This is a genomic window from Streptomyces sp. cg36 (assembly GCF_041080675.1).
Taxonomy (GTDB): Bacteria; Actinomycetota; Actinomycetes; order Streptomycetales; family Streptomycetaceae; genus Streptomyces.
Genome location: NZ_CP163520.1, coordinates 4,626,632 through 4,642,885 on the forward strand (window position 1 = coordinate 4,626,632; position 16,254 = coordinate 4,642,885).

The following is a 16,254-nucleotide window of genomic DNA, read 5'->3' on the forward strand; positions in this document are numbered from 1 at the left end:
GGCTCCGGGCCCTGCGGCTCAGGACGCGAAGCGGGTCACACCGCGCGGGGTGACCACCGCGTGCACGGGGTGGTCGTGCGGTTCCTCCGGGACCCGCGCGACCACCTCGTTCGCGTACAGGAGCACTACGCGCGCGGGGTCGTGGCCGGCCGCGTCGATCCTGGCGAGAACCCGGTCGTAGGAGCCGCCGCCCCGGCCGAGCCGCATGCCGCGGGCGTCGACGGCGAGACCGGGCAGCAGTACGGTGTCCGCGCCCAGGACGGCCGCCGTGCCGAGCCGGGGACCGGTGGGCTCCAGGAGCCCCCGGCCGGCCGGTGCGAGACGGTCCGGGCCCTCGTACTCCGCCCAGTCCAGATCATTGTCCGATTGCAGTACGGGCAGCAGGACCCGCACTCCCCGCGCGCGCAGCACGTCCAGGAGGGCGCGGGTGCCCGGCTCGCGCCCCACCGAGACGTACGCGGCCACGGCCCCGGCTGCCGCGAGCTCGGGCAGGCCGAGCGCACGGTCCGCCAGCGCCGCGGCGAAGGCGTGCACGTCGTCCTCCGTCAGGAGGCGCCGGGCACCCAGCAGCTCCCGGCGCAAGAGGGCCTTTTCGGCTGCATCATCACTCACAGTGTTTTCACAATCCCCTCAAATGCCTGTTTATGAGAGCGAATTAACCGGAGGATAATCTTCCTCACCTACGCAGCGGTTAGTGTGCTGCGCATGACTCAGTCGCCCCCACGGATCACCAAGGCTGTCATTCCGGCGGCAGGACTCGGGACCCGGTTCCTGCCGGCCACCAAGGCCACGCCCAAGGAGATGCTGCCGGTCGTCGACAAGCCCGCGATCCAGTACGTGGTCGAGGAGGCGGTCGCCGCCGGCCTCTCGGACGTCCTGATGATCACCGGGCGCAACAAGCGCCCCCTGGAGGACCACTTCGACCGCAACTACGAGCTGGAGGAGGCCCTCTCCCGCAAGGGCGACGAGGCCCGGCTCGCCAAGGTGCGGGAGTCCAGCGACCTGGCCGCCATGCACTACGTGCGCCAGGGCGACCCCAAGGGCCTCGGCCACGCGGTGCTGTGCGCCGCGCCGCACGTGGGCGAGCAGCCCTTCGCCGTGCTCCTCGGCGACGACCTCATCGACTCGCGCGACGCGCTGCTCTCCCGGATGGTGGAGATCCAGGAGCGCGAGGGCGGCAGTGTGATCGCGCTGATGGAGGTCGAGCCCTCCCAGATCCACCTGTACGGCTGCGCGGCCGTCGAGCCCACCGGCCACGGCGACGTCGTCCGGATCACCGGCCTGGTGGAGAAGCCCGACCCGGCGGACGCCCCCAGCAACCTCGCCATCATCGGCCGGTACGTGCTGGACCCCGCCGTCTTCGCGATACTGCGTCAGACCGAGCCGGGCCGGGGCGGCGAGATCCAGCTCACCGACGCCCTCCAGCAGCTGGCCGCCGACGAGAAGGTCGGCGGTCCGGTGCACGGCGTGGTCTTCAAGGGCCGCCGCTATGACACCGGCGACCGCGGGGACTATCTGCGGGCGATTGTCAGACTCGCGTGCGAACGTGAAGACCTGGGACCCGACTTCAAGTCCTGGCTTCGCAGATACGTCACCGAGGAGATGCAGACACCTTGAGCAACACGATCTGGTCGGTGGACGAGCACCTGGAGGACATCCTCGCCGCCGTGGAGCCGCTCGAACCGATCGAGCTGCAACTGCCCGACGCCCAGGGCTGCGTCCTGGTCGAGGACGTCACGGTGCCCGTCGCCCTGCCGCCCTTCGACAACAGCTCGATGGACGGGTACGCGGTGCGGGTCGCCGATGTGGCGGGCGCCAGCGAGGAGTTCCCCGCGGTGCTCCGGGTCATCGGCGACGTGGCGGCGGGCAGCGGCGAGCTCCCGTCCGTCGGTCCCGGCGAAGCCGCCCGGATCATGACCGGTGCCCCGCTGCCGCCCGGCGCCGAGGCCGTCGTCCCGGTCGAGTGGACCGACGGCGGCGCGGGCGGGGGCGCGGCCACCGCCATGCGCCCCGCCGGAGCCGCCCCCGAGGGCGCGAGCGGAGAGGTCCGGGTGCACCGGCCCGCCGAGGCCCGCGCCCACGTCCGCGCGCGTGGCAGCGATGTGCGCGCGGGCGACCTGGCGCTCTCGGCCGGCACCGTGCTCGGCCCGCCCCAGATCGGGCTGCTGGCCGCCATCGGCCGGGGCACGGTCCGGGTCCGCCCGCGCCCGCGCGTGGTGGTCCTGTCCACCGGGAGCGAACTGGTGCAGCCCGGCGAGGAGTTGGGCGAGGGTCAGATCTACGACTCCAACAGCTTCGCGCTGGCCGCCGCCGCGCGCGACGCGGGAGCCATCGCCTACCGGGTGGGCGCGGTCACCGACGACGCGGAGACCCTGCGCGCCACCATCGACGACCAGCTGATCCGCGCCGATCTGCTGGTCACCACGGGCGGCGTCAGCGTCGGGGCGTACGACGTGGTGAAGGAGGCGCTGTCCTCGGTGGGCGACGAGGACGAGCCGGGCAGCGGGATCGACTTCCGCAAGCTCGCCATGCAGCCGGGCAAGCCGCAGGGGTTCGGCTCGATCGGCCCCGACCACACCCCGCTGCTCGCCCTGCCGGGCAACCCGGTGTCGTCGTACGTCTCGTTCGAGCTCTTCGTCCGCCCGGTGATCCGCACCCTGATGGGGCTGCCGGACGTGCACCGCCCGCGCGCACGCGGCGAGCTCACCGCCGCCAAGGCGCTCTCCTCCCCGGCGGGCCGCCGCCAGTTCCTTCGGGGCGCGTACGACGCGGAGAGCGGCACCGTCACGCCCGTGGGCGGCGCCGGATCGCACCTCATCGCGGCCCTGGCCCAGGCGGACTGCCTGATCGTGCTGCCCGAGGACGTCACCTCGGCGGAGCCCGGCTCCGAAGTGGAGGTGGTCCTGCTCGGCTGACCGGCCCGGGGTGGCGGTACCGTGTCTGCCCACACAGGCCGGACCGGGAGTGCCACACACCATGAGTACGCAAGGCAGGCTGACGCACATCGACGAGGCGGGCGCGGCCCGTATGGTCGACGTCTCCGAGAAGGACGTGACGGCCCGCACCGCGCGCGCGAGCGGGCGCGTGCTCGTCTCGCCCCGCGTCGTCGAGCTGCTGCGCGGCGAGGGCGTCCCCAAGGGCGACGCCCTCGCGACCGCCCGGATCGCCGGGATCATGGGCGCCAAGCGCACCCCGGACCTGATCCCGCTCTGCCACCCGCTGGCGGTCTCGGGAGTGAAGCTGGACCTGGCGGTCGCCGACGACGCGGTGGAGATCCTGGCGACGGTGAAGACCACCGACCGCACGGGCGTCGAGATGGAGGCGCTGACCGCCGTCTCGGTGGCCGCGCTGACGGTGGTCGACATGGTGAAGGCCGTGGACAAGGCGGCCGTCATCACCGACGTACGGGTGGAGACGAAGACCGGCGGCAAGTCGGGCGACTGGTCGCGTCCCGGCGCCGAAGGGGCCACGCCGTGACCGCGCCCGGAGGGGACTTCGTCCCGGCGCGCCCCGGAGTGGCGGGCGCGCCGCCGTTCCCCGGCGACTCCGCGGGCCTCGGTCCCGCGCTGCTCGCCCCGTACGCGGCCCTGGTGGTCACCGCCTCCAACCGCGCGGCGGCCGGGGTGTACGCGGACCGGGGCGGGCCGATCCTCGCCGAGGGGCTCGCCGGGCTCGGCTTCGCCGTGGACGGGCCGCTGGTCGTGCCCGACGGCGACCCCGTCGAGCAGGCGCTGCGCGCGGGCGCGGCGGCCGGGTACGACGTCATCGTCACCACCGGCGGGACCGGCATCTCGCCCACCGACCGCACCCCCGACGCCACCCGCCGCGTCATCGACTACGAGGTGCCCGGCATCCCGGAGGCGATCCGCGCCGAGGGCCTGGCCAAGGTGGCGACCGCGGCGCTCTCGCGCGGGCTCGCCGGGGTCGCGGGCGGGGGCACCCTGATCGTCAACCTGCCGGGCTCCACCGGCGGCGTCCGCGACGGACTGGCCGTCCTGGAGCGGCTGCTGACGCACGCCGTCGACCAGATCCGCGGCGGCGACCACCCCAGACCCGCGGGGAGCCCAAGCTGAACGTTCCATCCTGGCCGGTCGAGCTGACGGACGGTGAGGTCCACCTCCGTCCGATAAAGCTGCGCGACCAGCGCACCTGGCGCGAGGTGAACCGGCGCAACCGCGAGTGGCTGCGGCCCTGGGAGGCCACCATCCCGCCGCCCGCGCCGGGCGCCCCGCCCGCGCAGCGGCCCACCTACCGCCAGATGGTGCGCCATCTGCGGGCGGAGGCGAACGCGGGCCGCATGCTGCCCTTCGTCATCGAGTACCGGGGCGAACTGGTCGGCCAGCTCACGGTCGCCGGGATCACCTGGGGCTCGATGTGCTCCGGGCACGTCGGCTACTGGGTGGACCGGGAGGTGGCGGGCCGGGGCGTGATGCCCACGGCCGTGGCGCTCGCCACCGACCACTGCTTCCGTTCGGTCGGGCTGCACCGCATGGAGGTGTGTATCCGCCCGGAGAACGGGCCGAGCCGGCGGGTTGTGGAGAAACTCGGATTCCGCGAGGAGGGTCTGCGCCCGCGCTATCTCCACATCGACGGCGGCTGGCGGGACCATCTCGTGTACGCGCTGACGGCCGAGGAAGTGCCGGAGGGGCTGCTGAACCGCTGGCGGCAGGCACGCCGGGCGCATCACGAGAAATGAAATAAGCGTTCGAATTCGATCGTCGTTCGACCGTGAACCGATCTGAAGAATCACAAAAAAAGCCAGTGATATCAGCCAGATCGTGCGACACACCGGCTCAATTGGCGTATCCCCTCGCGCCCGTCCCTCTACCGTGTGGGGTGTGAGCAGCAGCGGCCTCATTTACGCAGTCATCGTCGGGGCCTGGGCCGCCTACTTGGTGCCGATGTGGCTCCGCAGGCAGGACGAGCTCAATGAGGCACGTCCGACGGAACGCTTCAGCACTGCCATCCGGCTGCTGTCCGGACGGTCTGCCATGGAGCGCCGGTACGCCAGGGAGCTTCGGCAGCGAGGTTCTGGCGCCCCCGCACCCGACGCCGACCCGGACGCGCCGACGGAGTCCCTGGGGGACCCCGGCAACGGCGTCGACGTCCGGGACCTCGCCGTACCCAGGACGCACCCGACGGGCACCGGCGCGCAGCGGTCGGCCGGGCCCGTGGAGTCCGGCACCGGGCACCGCGTCCCGCCCCGCCGGGAGCCCCCCGTCGACACCCGCACCGGTGCGGGGCGCCGGAGCGATGAGCGGGCGGAGGGCGCGCGGCAGGCCCAGGGGCGCCGGCGCACCGGCCGTACCCCGGCCGCCGCGGAGCGCGCCCGGCGCGCCCGGCGCAGTGCCGTCCTCGCGCGCCGCCGGCGTACCACGGTGATCCTCTTCCTCGCCTTCACGCTGGGCGCGGTCGTCGCGGCCGTGGGCGGGCTCGGGTTCCTGTGGGCGCCCGCGGTGCCCGCCGTGCTGCTCAGCGCGTACATCGTGCACCTGCGGGCCAAGGAGCGGCGGCGGTTCGCGTTCGTCATGGACCGGCGGCGCGCCGAGGCCGCCGCCGCGCGGCTGCGCGAGCGCCAGCCGCGCAGCCGGCCCGCCGCCGTCCCCGAGACCGAGGACGAGCCGGAGCCGCACGCGGCCCCCGAGCCGGAACCCGCGGCGGCGGTCTCCCCCCAGGAGGCCGACCGGCGGGCCCTGGTCGAGCAGACCGACCACGCCGAGTGGGTCGACCAGCAGCGCGAGCGGGGTCCCGAACGCGGGGACAGCTGGGAGCCGGTGCCGGTGCCGCTGCCCACCTATGTGACGGCCCCGGTCGCCCCGCGCGCCACCGGCAGCATCGATCTGGGCGCGCCCGACACCTGGTCCTCGGCCCGCTCCTCCACCGCGGACCCGACGGCCCCGGCCGCCCCGGCACCCCGCCGGCGCGGCACGCCGAGCAGCCGCCGGACCCCGCTCTTCGACCAGTACGCGGACGAGGACCGGCCCCGCGCGGCCAACGAGTGACGGGGGTCTCGCTGACCAGCGGGGACCGGATTTCCGAGCACCTCTGTTGTGGTGCTAAGGTTTCACTCGTTGCAAGGGCCTGTGGCGCAGTCCGGTAGCGCACCTCGTTCGCATCGAGGGGGTCAGGGGTTCGAATCCCCTCAGGTCCACAACAACAAGCCTTCGCGGGTTCACTCGCGAAAGGTCCACGAAATCCCGGTCAGACGGTTCACCGTCCGGCCGGGATTTCGTCGTTGAGCGCCCACTCCGGCGCCGGGCGGCCCGGCTTCTTCCCTGCGGCCCGGCCCGCCCTCCTCCTCGATTCCCCCGCGCGGCTTGTGACGGCCCGTCGGTCAGGTCCCGGCGCGTTCGAGCCTGAAGTCGGGGCAGACGTCGGGGTCGAAGTCGTCGTAGAGGTCCGTGCGGGAGCCGTCGGTGCCGATGGTGAGTCCGTCGAGGGTGTCGCCCTGGAGGAACCGGGCGGGCGCGGTGAAGTGCGGCCGCAGCAGCGCGCGGTCCCGGGAGCCGGTGGCCTGCTCGACCTCCCAGGTGCCCGAGCCGTCGAACGACTCGCCCAACTCGGCGCGGTGGTAGTCGCCGGTGGGCCACTTCTCGGCCCGCACGGCCCCGCCCTCGGGGAGGGTGAGGCGCACCCCGTCGGCCTCGTGCGCGCCCTCGTAGCGGCCGATGAGCTCGCCGGGGCGGCGCACTTCGCGGCGACCGGAACGCAGCGCCGCACCGCGTCCGAGCCGTACGCGGTGAGCGCGCCGGCGGCGAGCACCAGGGCGGCGGCGACGCCCGGGGCGCGTGGGGGGGGCGGTGGGGTGCGGTGGTCACTTCTTCCCTGCCGTGTCAGGGCGTGCGCGTCGCGTCGGTGTCCGGTGTCAGGGGCTTCGCGTAGCAGCGGCTGCTCTCGTAGAAGCGGTAGTGGCCGAACTTCTCGGCGGGGGTGTAGCCGCAGGAGACGTAGAGGGCTATGGCCTCGGGCTGCTTGTCGCCGGTCTCCAGGACCATGCGGGTGCGGCCGGCGGCGCGGGCGTCCGCCTCCAGCAGGGCGAGGATCCGGCGGGCCAGGCCCAGGCCGCGGGCCTCGGGGATGACGTACATGCGCTTGAGCTCGGCGTCGCCGTCCGAGTAGTTCTCGGCGTTCTTGTCCTGGGCGCGCCAGCCGCCGGTGGCGACCGGGCGGTCGTCCTCGTCGTACGCGATCAGGTAGAGCCCGTTCGGCGGCACGAACATGGCGGGGGCGAGCGGGGTGGCGTCGCCGTCGTCCGAGTAGCGCTCGATGTATTCGAGCTGGACCTGGTCGTTGAGCTTGACGGCGTCCGGGTGGTCGTACCCCAGAGTGCGGATAATCATGCGCACTAGCGTACTTGTATGCAGGCGATCATCGTGGCCGGGTCGGTATGGTGCCCGGGTGCTCACTGTGACCTCTGTGAATGTAAACGGGCTGCGCGCCGCTGCCAAGAAGGGCTTCCTGGAGTGGCTGGCCGGGTCCGACGCCGATGTGCTCTGCCTCCAGGAGGTACGGGCCGAGCCGCAGCAGCTCACCGCCGAGGTGCGCGAGCCCGAGGGGTGGCACGTGGTGCACGCGCCCGCCGCCGCCAAGGGCCGGGCCGGGGTCTCGCTCTACACCCGCCGCGAGCCGGAGCGGGTGCGGGTCGGGTTCGGGAGCGCGGAGTTCGACGGCAGCGGCCGGTACGTGGAGGCCGACCTGCCCGGCGTCACCGTCGCCAGCCTCTATCTGCCCTCGGGCGAGGCGGGCACGGAGAAGCAGGACGAGAAGTACCGGTTCATGGGCGAGTTCCTCCCGTATCTGAAGGAGCTCGCGGCGCGGGCGGCGGCCGACGGGCGCGAGGTCGTCGTCTGCGGCGACTGGAACATCGCCCACCGCGAGGCCGACCTCAAGAACTGGAAGGCCAACAAGAAGAACGCGGGCTTCCTGCCGGAGGAGCGCGAGTGGCTCTCGCGCGTCCTGGACTCGGGCGACGCCGGATACGTGGACGTGGTCCGCGCGCTGCACCCCGAGGAGGAGGGCCCGTACTCGTGGTGGTCCTACCGGGGCCGGGCCTTCGACAACGACTCCGGCTGGCGCATCGACTACCAGATGGCCACCCCCGGCCTCGCGGGCCGCGCGGTGAAGGGCTTCGTGGAGCGGGCGGCCACGCACGCCGAGCGCTGGAGCGACCACGCGCCGGTGACGGTCGTGTACGGGCTTTAGGGTCCGCGTGGCCGGAGCGGGGCGCGAGCTCCGGCGCCCCTACGCCTGGCGCGCGTTCGGGGCCGGTGCTCCTGGCGCCGCGGGCCCTTCGTCGTGGGCCTGGGCCAGGTGGCGGTCCAGGGCCAGGGAGAGTTCCGCCTCGACCACGGCCCTGGCCAGCGGGCGCAGCCGGGAGACGTCCTCCCGGGGGGCGTGGGTGTGCAGCAGGTCGGTGAACAGGCGCGCCAGGGCGTCCGCGTGCGAGCGGACCTCGCGGCCCGCGGCCAGCACCGCCGCCAGCGGGACGCCCTCGCCGACCAGCGCGGCCGAGACGTCGAGCAGCCGCCGGCTGATGTGGACGATCTCCTCGCCGTCGACCGCGAGGTAGCCGAGGTCGAGCGCCGCCGCCAGGTTCTCCGGGGTCACCTGGCCCGCGAAGTGGTCGGCCAGCGCCTCCGGGGTCAGCCGGACCGGGGTCTCCTCGCTCGGCTCGACCAGCCCGAGCGCCTCGCCCGCGTCGCGGCCGGACTCGAACGCGGCGGTCAGGTCGGCGATGCCCGAGAGGGTGTGGCCGCGCTCCAGGAGGGCGGCGATGGTGCGCAGCCGCGCCAGGTGGTGGCCGTCGTACCAGGCGATGCGGCCCTCGCGGCGGGGCGGCGGGATCAATCCGCGCTCCCGGTAGAAGCGGAGGGTGCGGACGGTGATGCCGGCCGCCGCGGCCAGCTCCTCCATCCGGTACTCGCGGACCGCGCCGGGTTCGCCCCCGGCCGCGCCGTCCGTCTCCGCCCGTCCCGCTCCTCGGTCTGCCACGTCCGCCAGCCTATGTTGTACCGCCAGTAACTTTCCCCGGCCCGACCCCTACCGCTCGGTATGCCGCTGCTCTACTCTCCCAACTGTGCCAGTGATTACTGGCAAGGTTCGCGGCATCGAGACTCTCCGCACAGACGTCCTGCATGGAGGCGGTGGCATGGTCCAGCACGAGCGCAAGCCCGAGCGCGTACGGGTGGCGGTGGTCGGATCCGGATTCGGTGGCCTCGGGGCCGCCGTCCGGCTGCGCCGGGAGGGGATCACCGACTTCGTCGTCCTGGAGCGGGCCGGTTCGGTCGGCGGCACCTGGCGCGACAACAGCTACCCGGGGTGCGCCTGCGACGTACCGTCCCACCTCTACTCCTTCTCCTTCGCGCCCAACCCGGACTGGCCGCGCACCTTCTCCGGGCAGGAGCACATCCGGGCCTATCTGGAGCACGTGGCCGACGTCTTCCGGCTCCGGCCGCACCTGCGCCTGCGCCACGAGGTGACGGTGATGCGGTGGAACGCGGACGAACTGCACTGGGTCATCGAGTGCGGCAACGGCGCGGTGATCGTCGCCGATGTCGTAGTCTCCGCCACCGGGCCGCTCTCCGACCCCAAGATCCCCGAGATCCCGGGCCTGGACACCTTCCCCGGCAAGGTCTTCCACTCCGCCCGCTGGGACCACGACTACGACCTGCGCGGCAAGCGCGTCGCCATGATCGGCACCGGCGCCTCGGCGATCCAGATCGTCCCGGCCATCCAGCCGAAGGTGCGCAGCCTCACCCTCTTCCAGCGCACCCCGCCCTGGGTGATGCCGCGCGTCGACCGGGCGATCAGCGCGCCCGAGCGCTGGCTGCACCGGCAGCTGCCGTTCACCGGGGCCGCGCGCCGCGGACTGCTGTGGGGCATCCGGGAGTTGCAGGTCAGCGCGTTCACCAAGCGGCCCAACGAGCTGGGCCTGGTGGAGTCGCTGGCCAAGCGGAACATGGCCCGCGCCATCAAGGACCCGGCGCTGCGCGCCAAGCTGACGCCGGACTACCGGATCGGCTGCAAGCGGATCCTGCTCTCCAGCGAGTACTACCCGGCGCTCGCCAAGCCCAATGTGGACCTGGTCGCCGCCGGTCTCAGCGAGGTGCGCGGCGCCACGCTGGTGGCCGCCGACGGCACCGAGACCGAGGCCGACGCGATCGTCTTCGGCACCGGCTTCCACGTCACGGACATGCCGATCGCCGAGCGCGTGGTCGGCGCGGACGGGCACACGCTCGCCGAGGCGTGGAAGGACGGCATGGCCTCGCTGCGCGGCGCCACCGCCGCCGGGTTCCCCAACTGGATGACGATCATCGGGCCCAACACCGGCCTCGGGAACTCCTCGATGATCCTGATGATCGAGTCGCAGCTCAGCTACATGGCGGACTACCTGCGCCAGTTGGACGTGCTCGGCGGGCGGGTCGCGCTCGCCGCCCGGCCGTCCGCGGTCGGCGCCTGGAACCGCCGCGTCCAGGAGCGCATGAAGCGGACCGTGTGGAACACCGGCGGCTGCACCAGCTGGTACCTGGACGCCAGTGGCCGCAACACCACCATCTGGCCGGGCACCACCGGGGAGTTCCGCAAGGAGACCCGGGCGGTGGACCTCGGCGAGTACGAGGTGGTGCGGGCCCGGGCCGCCGAGCCCGCCCCGGCCCCGGCCAGGTCCCGCAAGTCGCGCAGGCCCGGACCCGGTTCGGCCACCCCCGAGGCGGTGGCCTCGTGAGCCGCCCGCCGCACGTCACCTCCGGCCGCTACGCGCCGCCCGCGCCCGCCCGCACCCTGACCGCCGTCTCCGCCGACGGCGCCCGGCTGCACGTCGAGGTGCACGGGCCCGAGGGCGCCCCGGCCGTGGTCCTGGCGCACGGCTGGACCTGCTCGACCGCCTTCTGGGCCGCGCAGGTCCGGGCGCTGGCCGGGGAGCACCGGGTGGTCGTCTACGACCAGCGCGGCCACGGCCGTACGCCCGCCAGCGCCCTCTGCTCGGCCGACGCGCTCGCCGACGACCTGGAGGCGGTGCTGACGGCGACGCTGGCGCCGGGCGAGAAGGCGGTGCTGGCCGGGCACTCCATGGGCGGGATGACGCTGATGGCCGCCGCCCGCCGGCCCGCCCTGCGCGCCCACGCGGCGGCGGTGCTGCTCTGCTCCACGGGCAGCTCGCGCCTGGTCGAGGAGTCGCTGGTGGTGCCGCTGCGGCCGGGCCGGCTGCGCACCCGGCTGACCGCTGCGGTCCTCGGCTCCCGGGCGCCGCTCGGGCCCGTCACCGCGGTGGGCAAGAAGGTCCTGCGGTACGCCACGATGGGCCCGGGGACCTCCCCGGACCGGATCGAGGCGTGCGCCAGGATCGTGCACGGCTGCGCCCGGGGTCCCCGGTACGCCTGGTCGCGGGTGCTGGCCGAGCTGGAGATCGACGCGCTGGTAAGGGAGTTGAGGGTGCCCACCGCCGTGGTGGCGGGCACGGCCGACCGGCTCACCCCGCCGGTGCACGCCCGCCGGATCGCGGCGGCGCTGCCGGTCTGCCTGGGGCTGACCGAGCTGACGGGCGTGGGCCACATGACCCCGGTCGAGGCCCCCGAGGTCGTCACGGAACGCATCCGTGAACTGGTCCGTACGTACGTGGCAGTCGAGGAGGACGTGGCATGAGCAGGGTGAGCCTGGAGGGTCAGGTCGCGGTCGTCACGGGCGCGGCCCGGGGCGTCGGCGAACTGCTGGCGCGCAAGCTGTCGGCGCGCGGCGCCAAGGTGGCCCTGGTCGGTCTGGAGCCCGACGAGCTGAAGCGGGTGGCCGCGCGGCTGCACACCGAGGCGGAGTCCTGGTTCGCGGACGTCACCGACCACGAGGCCATGGCGCGGGTCGCCCAGGAGGTCAAGGAGCGGTTCGGCAAGGTCGACATCGTGGTGGCCAACGCGGGCGTCGCCTCCGGCGGCCCGTTCGTGGACTCCGACCCGGACGCCTGGCGCCGGGTGATCGAGGTGAACCTGATCGGCGGCGCGGTCACCGCCCGCGCCTTCCTGCCCGTACTGATGGAGAGCCGCGGCTACTTCCTCCAGATCGCCTCGCTCGCCGCGATCACCCCGGCGCCGATGATGACCGCGTACTGCGCGTCCAAGTCGGGCGTCGAGGCGTTCGCGCACAGCCTGCGCGCCGAGGTCGGCCACAAGGGCGTCCGGGTCGGGGTGGGGTATCTGTCCTGGACCGACACGGACATGGTGCGCGGCGCCGACCAGGACGACGTGATGCGCGAGCTGCGCCAGCGGCTGCCGTGGCCGTCCAACCGCACCTATCCGCTGGGCCCGGCCGTCGACCGGATCGTGGCGGGCGTCGAGCGCCGTTCCTCGCACGTGTACGCGCAGTGGTGGCTGCGCGGGATGCAGTCGGTGCGCGGCTATCTGCCCGCGCTGATCGGGTCCGTGGGCCAGCGGGAGATGCGGCGCTTCGAGCCGCGGCTGGGGGCGGTGGGCCGGGGTCTGGTGGGTGCGGGCGGCGCGGCCGACGAGCAGGAGCGCACGGTCCGTGACCATCCGTAACTGATCGAAATGCACCTTGTGTCCCCTCGTGCCACGCTGGTCGAGGCCCGGCGCAGCCGCGGGACCAGCCCCGGCATCCGGCCCCCTCACACCCTCGTAGGAGTGAACTCGATGGGCATCAAGGACCAGTTCAACGACAAGGCCGAAGAGCTCAAGCAGAACGCGAAGCAGGCGATGGGCGACAGGAAGGGCGAGGCGCAGGAGCGCGCACGCCAGGCCCAGGACCAGGGCCGGAGCGAGGCCCAGCGGGCGCAGCAGGAGGCCCAGGACCGGTTCGACCAGGACTACGACGCCTAGTCGGCGTCCAGTCGTCCGCCACGCGTCGAAGCGGCGCACCCCGGGAGGCCCGGGGTGCGCCGCTTGGTGCGTGCCCCCGCGCCGAGCCTCGCGCGGGGGGCACGCGGCTCAGCGCGGCGGGAGCGTGGGCCTGCGGCGGTCGGGGGTGTTGGTGTAGCCGGGCGGGGTGGCCGCGGGCGAACCCGCCAGCAGGTCGAGCGCCAGCCGGACCGCGTCGTCGAGCTGGGCGTGCCGGCCCTCGGCCCAGTCCAGCGGGGTGCGCAGGATCTCCAGGTCCGGCTCGACGCCGTGGTTCTCCACGGCCCACTCGTACGACTCGAACCAGGCCGCGTTCATCGGCACCGTGATGACCGTGCCGTCGCCCAGGGTGTGGCGGCCGGTCATGCCGACGACTCCGCCCCAGGTGCGCTGGCCGACCACCGGGCCCAGGCGCAGCAGCCGGAAGGCCGCGGTGATCATGTCGCCGTCGGAGGAGGTCGCCTCGTCGGCGAGGGCCACGACCGGGCCCCGGGGCGCGTGGGAGGCGTAGGAGACCGGCTGGGCGTCCCGGGTCAGGTCCCAGCCGAGGATCTTGCGGGTGAGCTTCTCGATCACCAGCTCGCTGATGTGGCCGCCCGCGTTGCCGCGCACGTCGACGATCAGCGCCGGGCGGGACATCTCCAGGCGCAGATCGCGGTTGAACTGGGCCCAGCCGGAGCCGCCCATGTCCGGGATGTGGAGGTAGCCGCACTTCTCGCCGCTCAACTCCCGTACCACGGAACGGCGTTTGGCCACCCAGTCCTGGTAGCGCAGGGGGCGCTCGTCGACCAGGGGGACGACGGCGACCCGGCGCGAGCGGCCCTCGCCCTCGGCGGGCTGGAAGGTGAGTTCCACCGTGGTGCCCCCGGCGCCCGCGAGCAGCGGGTACGGCCCGGCCACCGGGTCCACCGGGCGGCCGTCGACATGGGTGAGCACCGCGCCCTCGCGGATGCCGGTGCCGGCCAGCGGGGAGCGGGCCTTGGAGTCGGAGGAGTCGCCGGGCAGGATGCGCAGGACCGTCCAGCCGCCCTCGCGGGGCACGAAGTTGGCGCCGAGCAGGCCCTGGGGGCGCTGGTAGTGGGGCGGGCCCTCGTTGCGGCGGGCGGCCGTGACGTACGCGTGCGAGGTGCCCAGCTCGCCCAGCACCTCGCGCAGCAGATCGGCGAACTCGTCGGGGGAGGCGACCCGTTCGACCAGCGGACGGTACTGGGCGAGGACCCCGTCCCAGTCGATGCCGCACATCCTCGGCTCCCAGAAGTAGGCGCGGATGATCCGGCCCGCCTCCTCGTACGCCTGGCGCCACTCGGAGGGCGGGTCCACCTCGTGCAGGACGCGCCGCAGGTCGAGGTAGACCGTGGAGTCCCCGTCGCCGGACTCGGTGGCGGGCACCGCCCGCAGGTCGCCGTCGTCGACGACCACCAGCCGGCTGCCGTCGCCGCTGACCGCGAACCAGTCCAGGTGGTCGACGAGTTCGGCCTTGCGGGCCTTGGTGATGTCGAAGTGCTCCAGGGTGGGGCGGCCCGAGGTGTCGGCCGGGTTGGCGAAGGTCTCGCCGAGCGCGCCCGAGATCGGCCAGCGCAGCCACACCAGGCCGCCGCCGGAGACCGGGTGCAGCGCCGAGTACTTGGACGCCGACACCGGGAACGGCGTCACCCGGCTCTCCAGCCCCTCCACCTCCACGGTGACCGTGCCGTCGGCGGAGTCGTCGAGCGGATCGAGCCCGCCCGCCGCCGGCCGCCCGTCCGGGAGCAGCGCGAACGGGGAGGGCGTCGCCGAGGAGAGCGGCACCAGGTACGGGCGGCAGCCCAGCGGGAAGGAGAGGTCGCCGGTGTGGACGTCGTAGACCGGGTCGAAGCCGCGCCAGGAGAGGAAGGCGAGATAGCGGCCGTCGCGGGTGAAGACCGGGTTCTCGTCCTCGAAGCGGCCGTTGGTGACGTCCACGACGGTCCGCGCGCCGGGCCCGGAGATCCGGGCCATCTTGATCTGGCGCAGCGAGCGGCCGATGCCGGGGTGCGACCAGGTCAGCCAGCAGCCGTCGGGGGAGAACGCCAGATCGCGGACCGGCCCGTTGATGGACCGGATCAGCTCGGTGACCTCGCCGTTGGAGTCCTCGGAGGCGTCGACGAGCAGCAGCCGCCCGTCGTGCGAGGCGATCGCCAGCCGCTCGCCGTCCGGGTCGGAGAGCAGCTCCTGGACCCGGCCGAGCCCGCCGGAGACGAGCCGTCTGGGCTCGCGGTCGCCGCTGGCCCGGGGCAGGTACGCGATCTCCACCGCGTCCTCCCCGTCCGCGTCCGTCACGTAGGCGACCTGGCCGCCGGTGCCCAGCATCTCGGGCAGCCGGACCCGGACGCCCGCGGTGTCGGTGATGGTGCGGGCCGGGCCGTCGCGGTGGGTCAGCCAGTAGAGGCTGCCGCGCACCACGACCGCGCTGGCCCGGCCGGTGGTGTCGACCGAGAGCGCGTCCACATGGCTGGCCGCGGGCACCTGGTAGGTGCGCCGGCCCGCCCGCGGCCCGCCCAGGCGCACGTCCAGGCGGCGCGGGACCGAGTCCGGGGTGAGCGCGTCCACGATCCACAGGTCGCCCGCGCACTGGTAGACCACCCGGCGTCCGTCCGAGGAGGCGTGCCGGGCGTAGAACTGGTCGTGGTCGGTGTGGCGGCGCAGGTCGGAGCCGTCGGGCAGACAGGAGTAGAGGTTGCCGACGCCCTCGTGGTCGCAGAGGAAGGCGATCCGGCCCGCCACGAACATCACCGAGTCGAGGTGGCCGCCGATGTCCGCCAGCAGCCGCTCGCCGTGCAGCCACAGCCGTCCGGTGGCGCCGCCCCGGTAGCGCTTCCAGGCGGCGGGCTCGTGCGGCGGCGTGCCGGTGAGCAGCAGGGTGCGGCGCTCGCCGTCCAGATCGGCGACGGCGATGTCGGAGACCGGGCCCCAGGGCAGCCGGCCGCCGGGGGAGCCGTCGGTGGGGACGCTGTAGGCCCAGGAGAAGTACGAGAAGGGCTGGCCGTGCGAGGAGACGGCGAGGATCTGGTCGTCGGGGGTCCAGCCGCAGACCCGGGTGTCGGTGGAGCCCCAGTAGGTGAGCCGCCGGGCCGGGCCGCCGGTGACCGGGGCCAGATGGATCTCCGGGTCCAGGCTGCGCCAGGTCGTGTAGGCGATCCGGCTGCCGTCGGGGGAGAAGCGGGGGTGGCTGACCTTGGTGCGGTCGACGGTGACCCGCCAGGCCCGCGAGGGGCTGTGACCGGCCGGGACGAGGGGGGCCACCCAGAGGTCGTCCTCGGCGGCGAAGCAGATCAAGTCGTCGTGCAGATGCGGGAAGCGGAGGTATGCGCCCTCGCTGGGGGGCGCCGGGCGCTGGTCGTCGTCCTCGCGTGCGTCGCTCACTCGTCAATGCTTTCCGCGCGGCGGGGGTGCGGCA

General features: G+C 73.8%; 16 protein-coding genes and 1 tRNA gene. 12 read left to right on the top strand and 5 right to left on the bottom strand.

The features are described from left to right. Positions 1–18 precede the first annotated feature (18 nt). Positions 19–612 carry a 5-formyltetrahydrofolate cyclo-ligase gene (locus AB5J87_RS20615; protein WP_369378365.1) on the bottom strand — a complete coding sequence of 198 codons (594 nt, stop codon included), beginning with the start codon at positions 610–612 and terminating at the stop codon, positions 19–21. Between the two features lie 93 nt (positions 613–705). Here AB5J87_RS20615 and galU point away from each other — a divergent pair, with 93 nt between their 5' ends. The 7 genes from galU to AB5J87_RS20650 all read left to right on the top strand — a co-directional run bounded on the left by galU (position 706) and on the right by AB5J87_RS20650 (position 6,151). Continuing rightward, the gene (galU, locus tag AB5J87_RS20620) at positions 706–1,617 is read left to right on the top strand and encodes a UTP--glucose-1-phosphate uridylyltransferase GalU (protein ID WP_369378366.1); all 912 of its coding nucleotides are present in this window, start codon (positions 706–708) and stop codon (positions 1,615–1,617) included. Next, a complete protein-coding gene (gene glp / locus AB5J87_RS20625) occupies positions 1,614–2,915 on the top strand; it encodes a gephyrin-like molybdotransferase Glp (protein ID WP_369378367.1) in 1,302 nt (433 codons plus the stop codon). The genes galU and glp overlap by 4 nt, the downstream gene beginning before the upstream one ends. 61 nt (positions 2,916–2,976) lie before the next feature. Continuing rightward, a complete protein-coding gene (gene moaC / locus AB5J87_RS20630) occupies positions 2,977–3,477 on the top strand; it encodes a cyclic pyranopterin monophosphate synthase MoaC (RefSeq protein ID WP_369378368.1) in 501 nt (166 codons plus the stop codon). Positions 3,478–3,566: 89 nt separating this feature from the next. Continuing rightward, positions 3,567–4,073 (top strand): molybdenum cofactor biosynthesis protein B, encoded by a 507-nt coding sequence (locus tag AB5J87_RS20635; protein ID WP_369383602.1) that lies wholly within the window; start codon positions 3,567–3,569, stop codon positions 4,071–4,073. Then, a complete protein-coding gene (locus AB5J87_RS20640; RefSeq protein WP_369383603.1) occupies positions 4,070–4,696 on the top strand; it encodes a GNAT family N-acetyltransferase in 627 nt (208 codons plus the stop codon). Before AB5J87_RS20635 ends, AB5J87_RS20640 begins: the two co-directional genes overlap by 4 nt. A gap of 142 nt (positions 4,697–4,838) precedes the next feature. Next, complete coding sequence (gene glpR / locus AB5J87_RS20645) at positions 4,839–6,002, top strand: gephyrin-like molybdotransferase receptor GlpR (RefSeq protein ID WP_369378369.1); 1,164 nt, start codon at positions 4,839–4,841, stop codon at positions 6,000–6,002. A 75-nt stretch (positions 6,003–6,077) separates the two neighbouring features. After that, a tRNA-Ala gene (locus tag AB5J87_RS20650) sits at positions 6,078–6,151 on the top strand. A 183-nt stretch (positions 6,152–6,334) separates the two neighbouring features. Here the strand turns inward: AB5J87_RS20650 and AB5J87_RS20655 are convergent. Next, positions 6,335–6,691, bottom strand: coding sequence for a hypothetical protein (locus tag AB5J87_RS20655; protein ID WP_369378370.1), 357 nt, complete (start codon positions 6,689–6,691; stop codon positions 6,335–6,337). Positions 6,692–6,833: 142 nt separating this feature from the next. Further along, the gene (locus AB5J87_RS20660; protein ID WP_369378371.1) at positions 6,834–7,340 is read right to left on the bottom strand and encodes a GNAT family N-acetyltransferase; all 507 of its coding nucleotides are present in this window, start codon (positions 7,338–7,340) and stop codon (positions 6,834–6,836) included. Between the two features lie 58 nt (positions 7,341–7,398). On the opposite strand from AB5J87_RS20660, the gene xth reads away from it, so the two are divergent. Further along, positions 7,399–8,202, top strand: a complete 804-nt coding sequence (gene xth / locus AB5J87_RS20665; protein ID WP_369378372.1) for an exodeoxyribonuclease III — start codon at positions 7,399–7,401, stop codon at positions 8,200–8,202. Between the two features lie 39 nt (positions 8,203–8,241). Here xth and AB5J87_RS20670 read toward each other — a convergent pair whose 3' ends face one another. After that, positions 8,242–8,913 (bottom strand): MerR family transcriptional regulator, encoded by a 672-nt coding sequence (locus AB5J87_RS20670; protein WP_369383604.1) that lies wholly within the window; start codon positions 8,911–8,913, stop codon positions 8,242–8,244. Positions 8,914–9,148: 235 nt separating this feature from the next. Here AB5J87_RS20670 and AB5J87_RS20675 point away from each other — a divergent pair, with 235 nt between their 5' ends. From AB5J87_RS20675 to AB5J87_RS20690, 4 genes are all read left to right on the top strand, one after another. Then, complete coding sequence (locus tag AB5J87_RS20675) at positions 9,149–10,723, top strand: flavin-containing monooxygenase (protein WP_369378374.1); 1,575 nt, start codon at positions 9,149–9,151, stop codon at positions 10,721–10,723. Beyond that, positions 10,720–11,640 (top strand): alpha/beta fold hydrolase, encoded by a 921-nt coding sequence (locus AB5J87_RS20680; RefSeq protein WP_369378375.1) that lies wholly within the window; start codon positions 10,720–10,722, stop codon positions 11,638–11,640. The genes AB5J87_RS20675 and AB5J87_RS20680 overlap by 4 nt, the downstream gene beginning before the upstream one ends. After that, on the top strand, positions 11,637–12,524 hold the full coding sequence (locus AB5J87_RS20685) for an SDR family oxidoreductase (RefSeq protein ID WP_369378376.1): 888 nt from the start codon (positions 11,637–11,639) through the stop codon (positions 12,522–12,524). The genes AB5J87_RS20680 and AB5J87_RS20685 overlap by 4 nt, the downstream gene beginning before the upstream one ends. A 111-nt stretch (positions 12,525–12,635) precedes the next feature. After that, entirely contained in the window at positions 12,636–12,821 is a 186-nt protein-coding gene (locus tag AB5J87_RS20690) for a hypothetical protein (RefSeq protein ID WP_369378377.1), read from the top strand. A gap of 108 nt (positions 12,822–12,929) precedes the next feature. Here AB5J87_RS20690 and AB5J87_RS20695 read toward each other — a convergent pair whose 3' ends face one another. Then, positions 12,930–16,220: a S41 family peptidase gene (locus tag AB5J87_RS20695; RefSeq protein WP_369378378.1), complete on the bottom strand. Its 3,291-nt coding sequence runs from the start codon at positions 16,218–16,220 to the stop codon at positions 12,930–12,932. Positions 16,221–16,254: the final 34 nt, after the last annotated feature.

Excerpts from the sequence above, each read along its gene's own strand:
- AB5J87_RS20660 (WP_369378371.1), bottom strand. The coding sequence starts at position 7,340 with ATGATTATCCGCACTCTGGGGTACGACCACCCGGACGCCGTCAAGCTC.
- AB5J87_RS20690 (WP_369378377.1), top strand. The coding sequence starts at position 12,636 with ATGGGCATCAAGGACCAGTTCAACGACAAGGCCGAAGAGCTCAAGCAG.
- AB5J87_RS20670 (WP_369383604.1), bottom strand. The coding sequence starts at position 8,913 with ATGGAGGAGCTGGCCGCGGCGGCCGGCATCACCGTCCGCACCCTCCGC.
- AB5J87_RS20685 (WP_369378376.1), top strand. The coding sequence starts at position 11,637 with ATGAGCAGGGTGAGCCTGGAGGGTCAGGTCGCGGTCGTCACGGGCGCG.
- moaC (WP_369378368.1), top strand. The coding sequence starts at position 2,977 with ATGAGTACGCAAGGCAGGCTGACGCACATCGACGAGGCGGGCGCGGCC.
- AB5J87_RS20675 (WP_369378374.1), top strand. The coding sequence starts at position 9,149 with ATGGTCCAGCACGAGCGCAAGCCCGAGCGCGTACGGGTGGCGGTGGTC.
- galU (WP_369378366.1), top strand. The coding sequence starts at position 706 with ATGACTCAGTCGCCCCCACGGATCACCAAGGCTGTCATTCCGGCGGCA.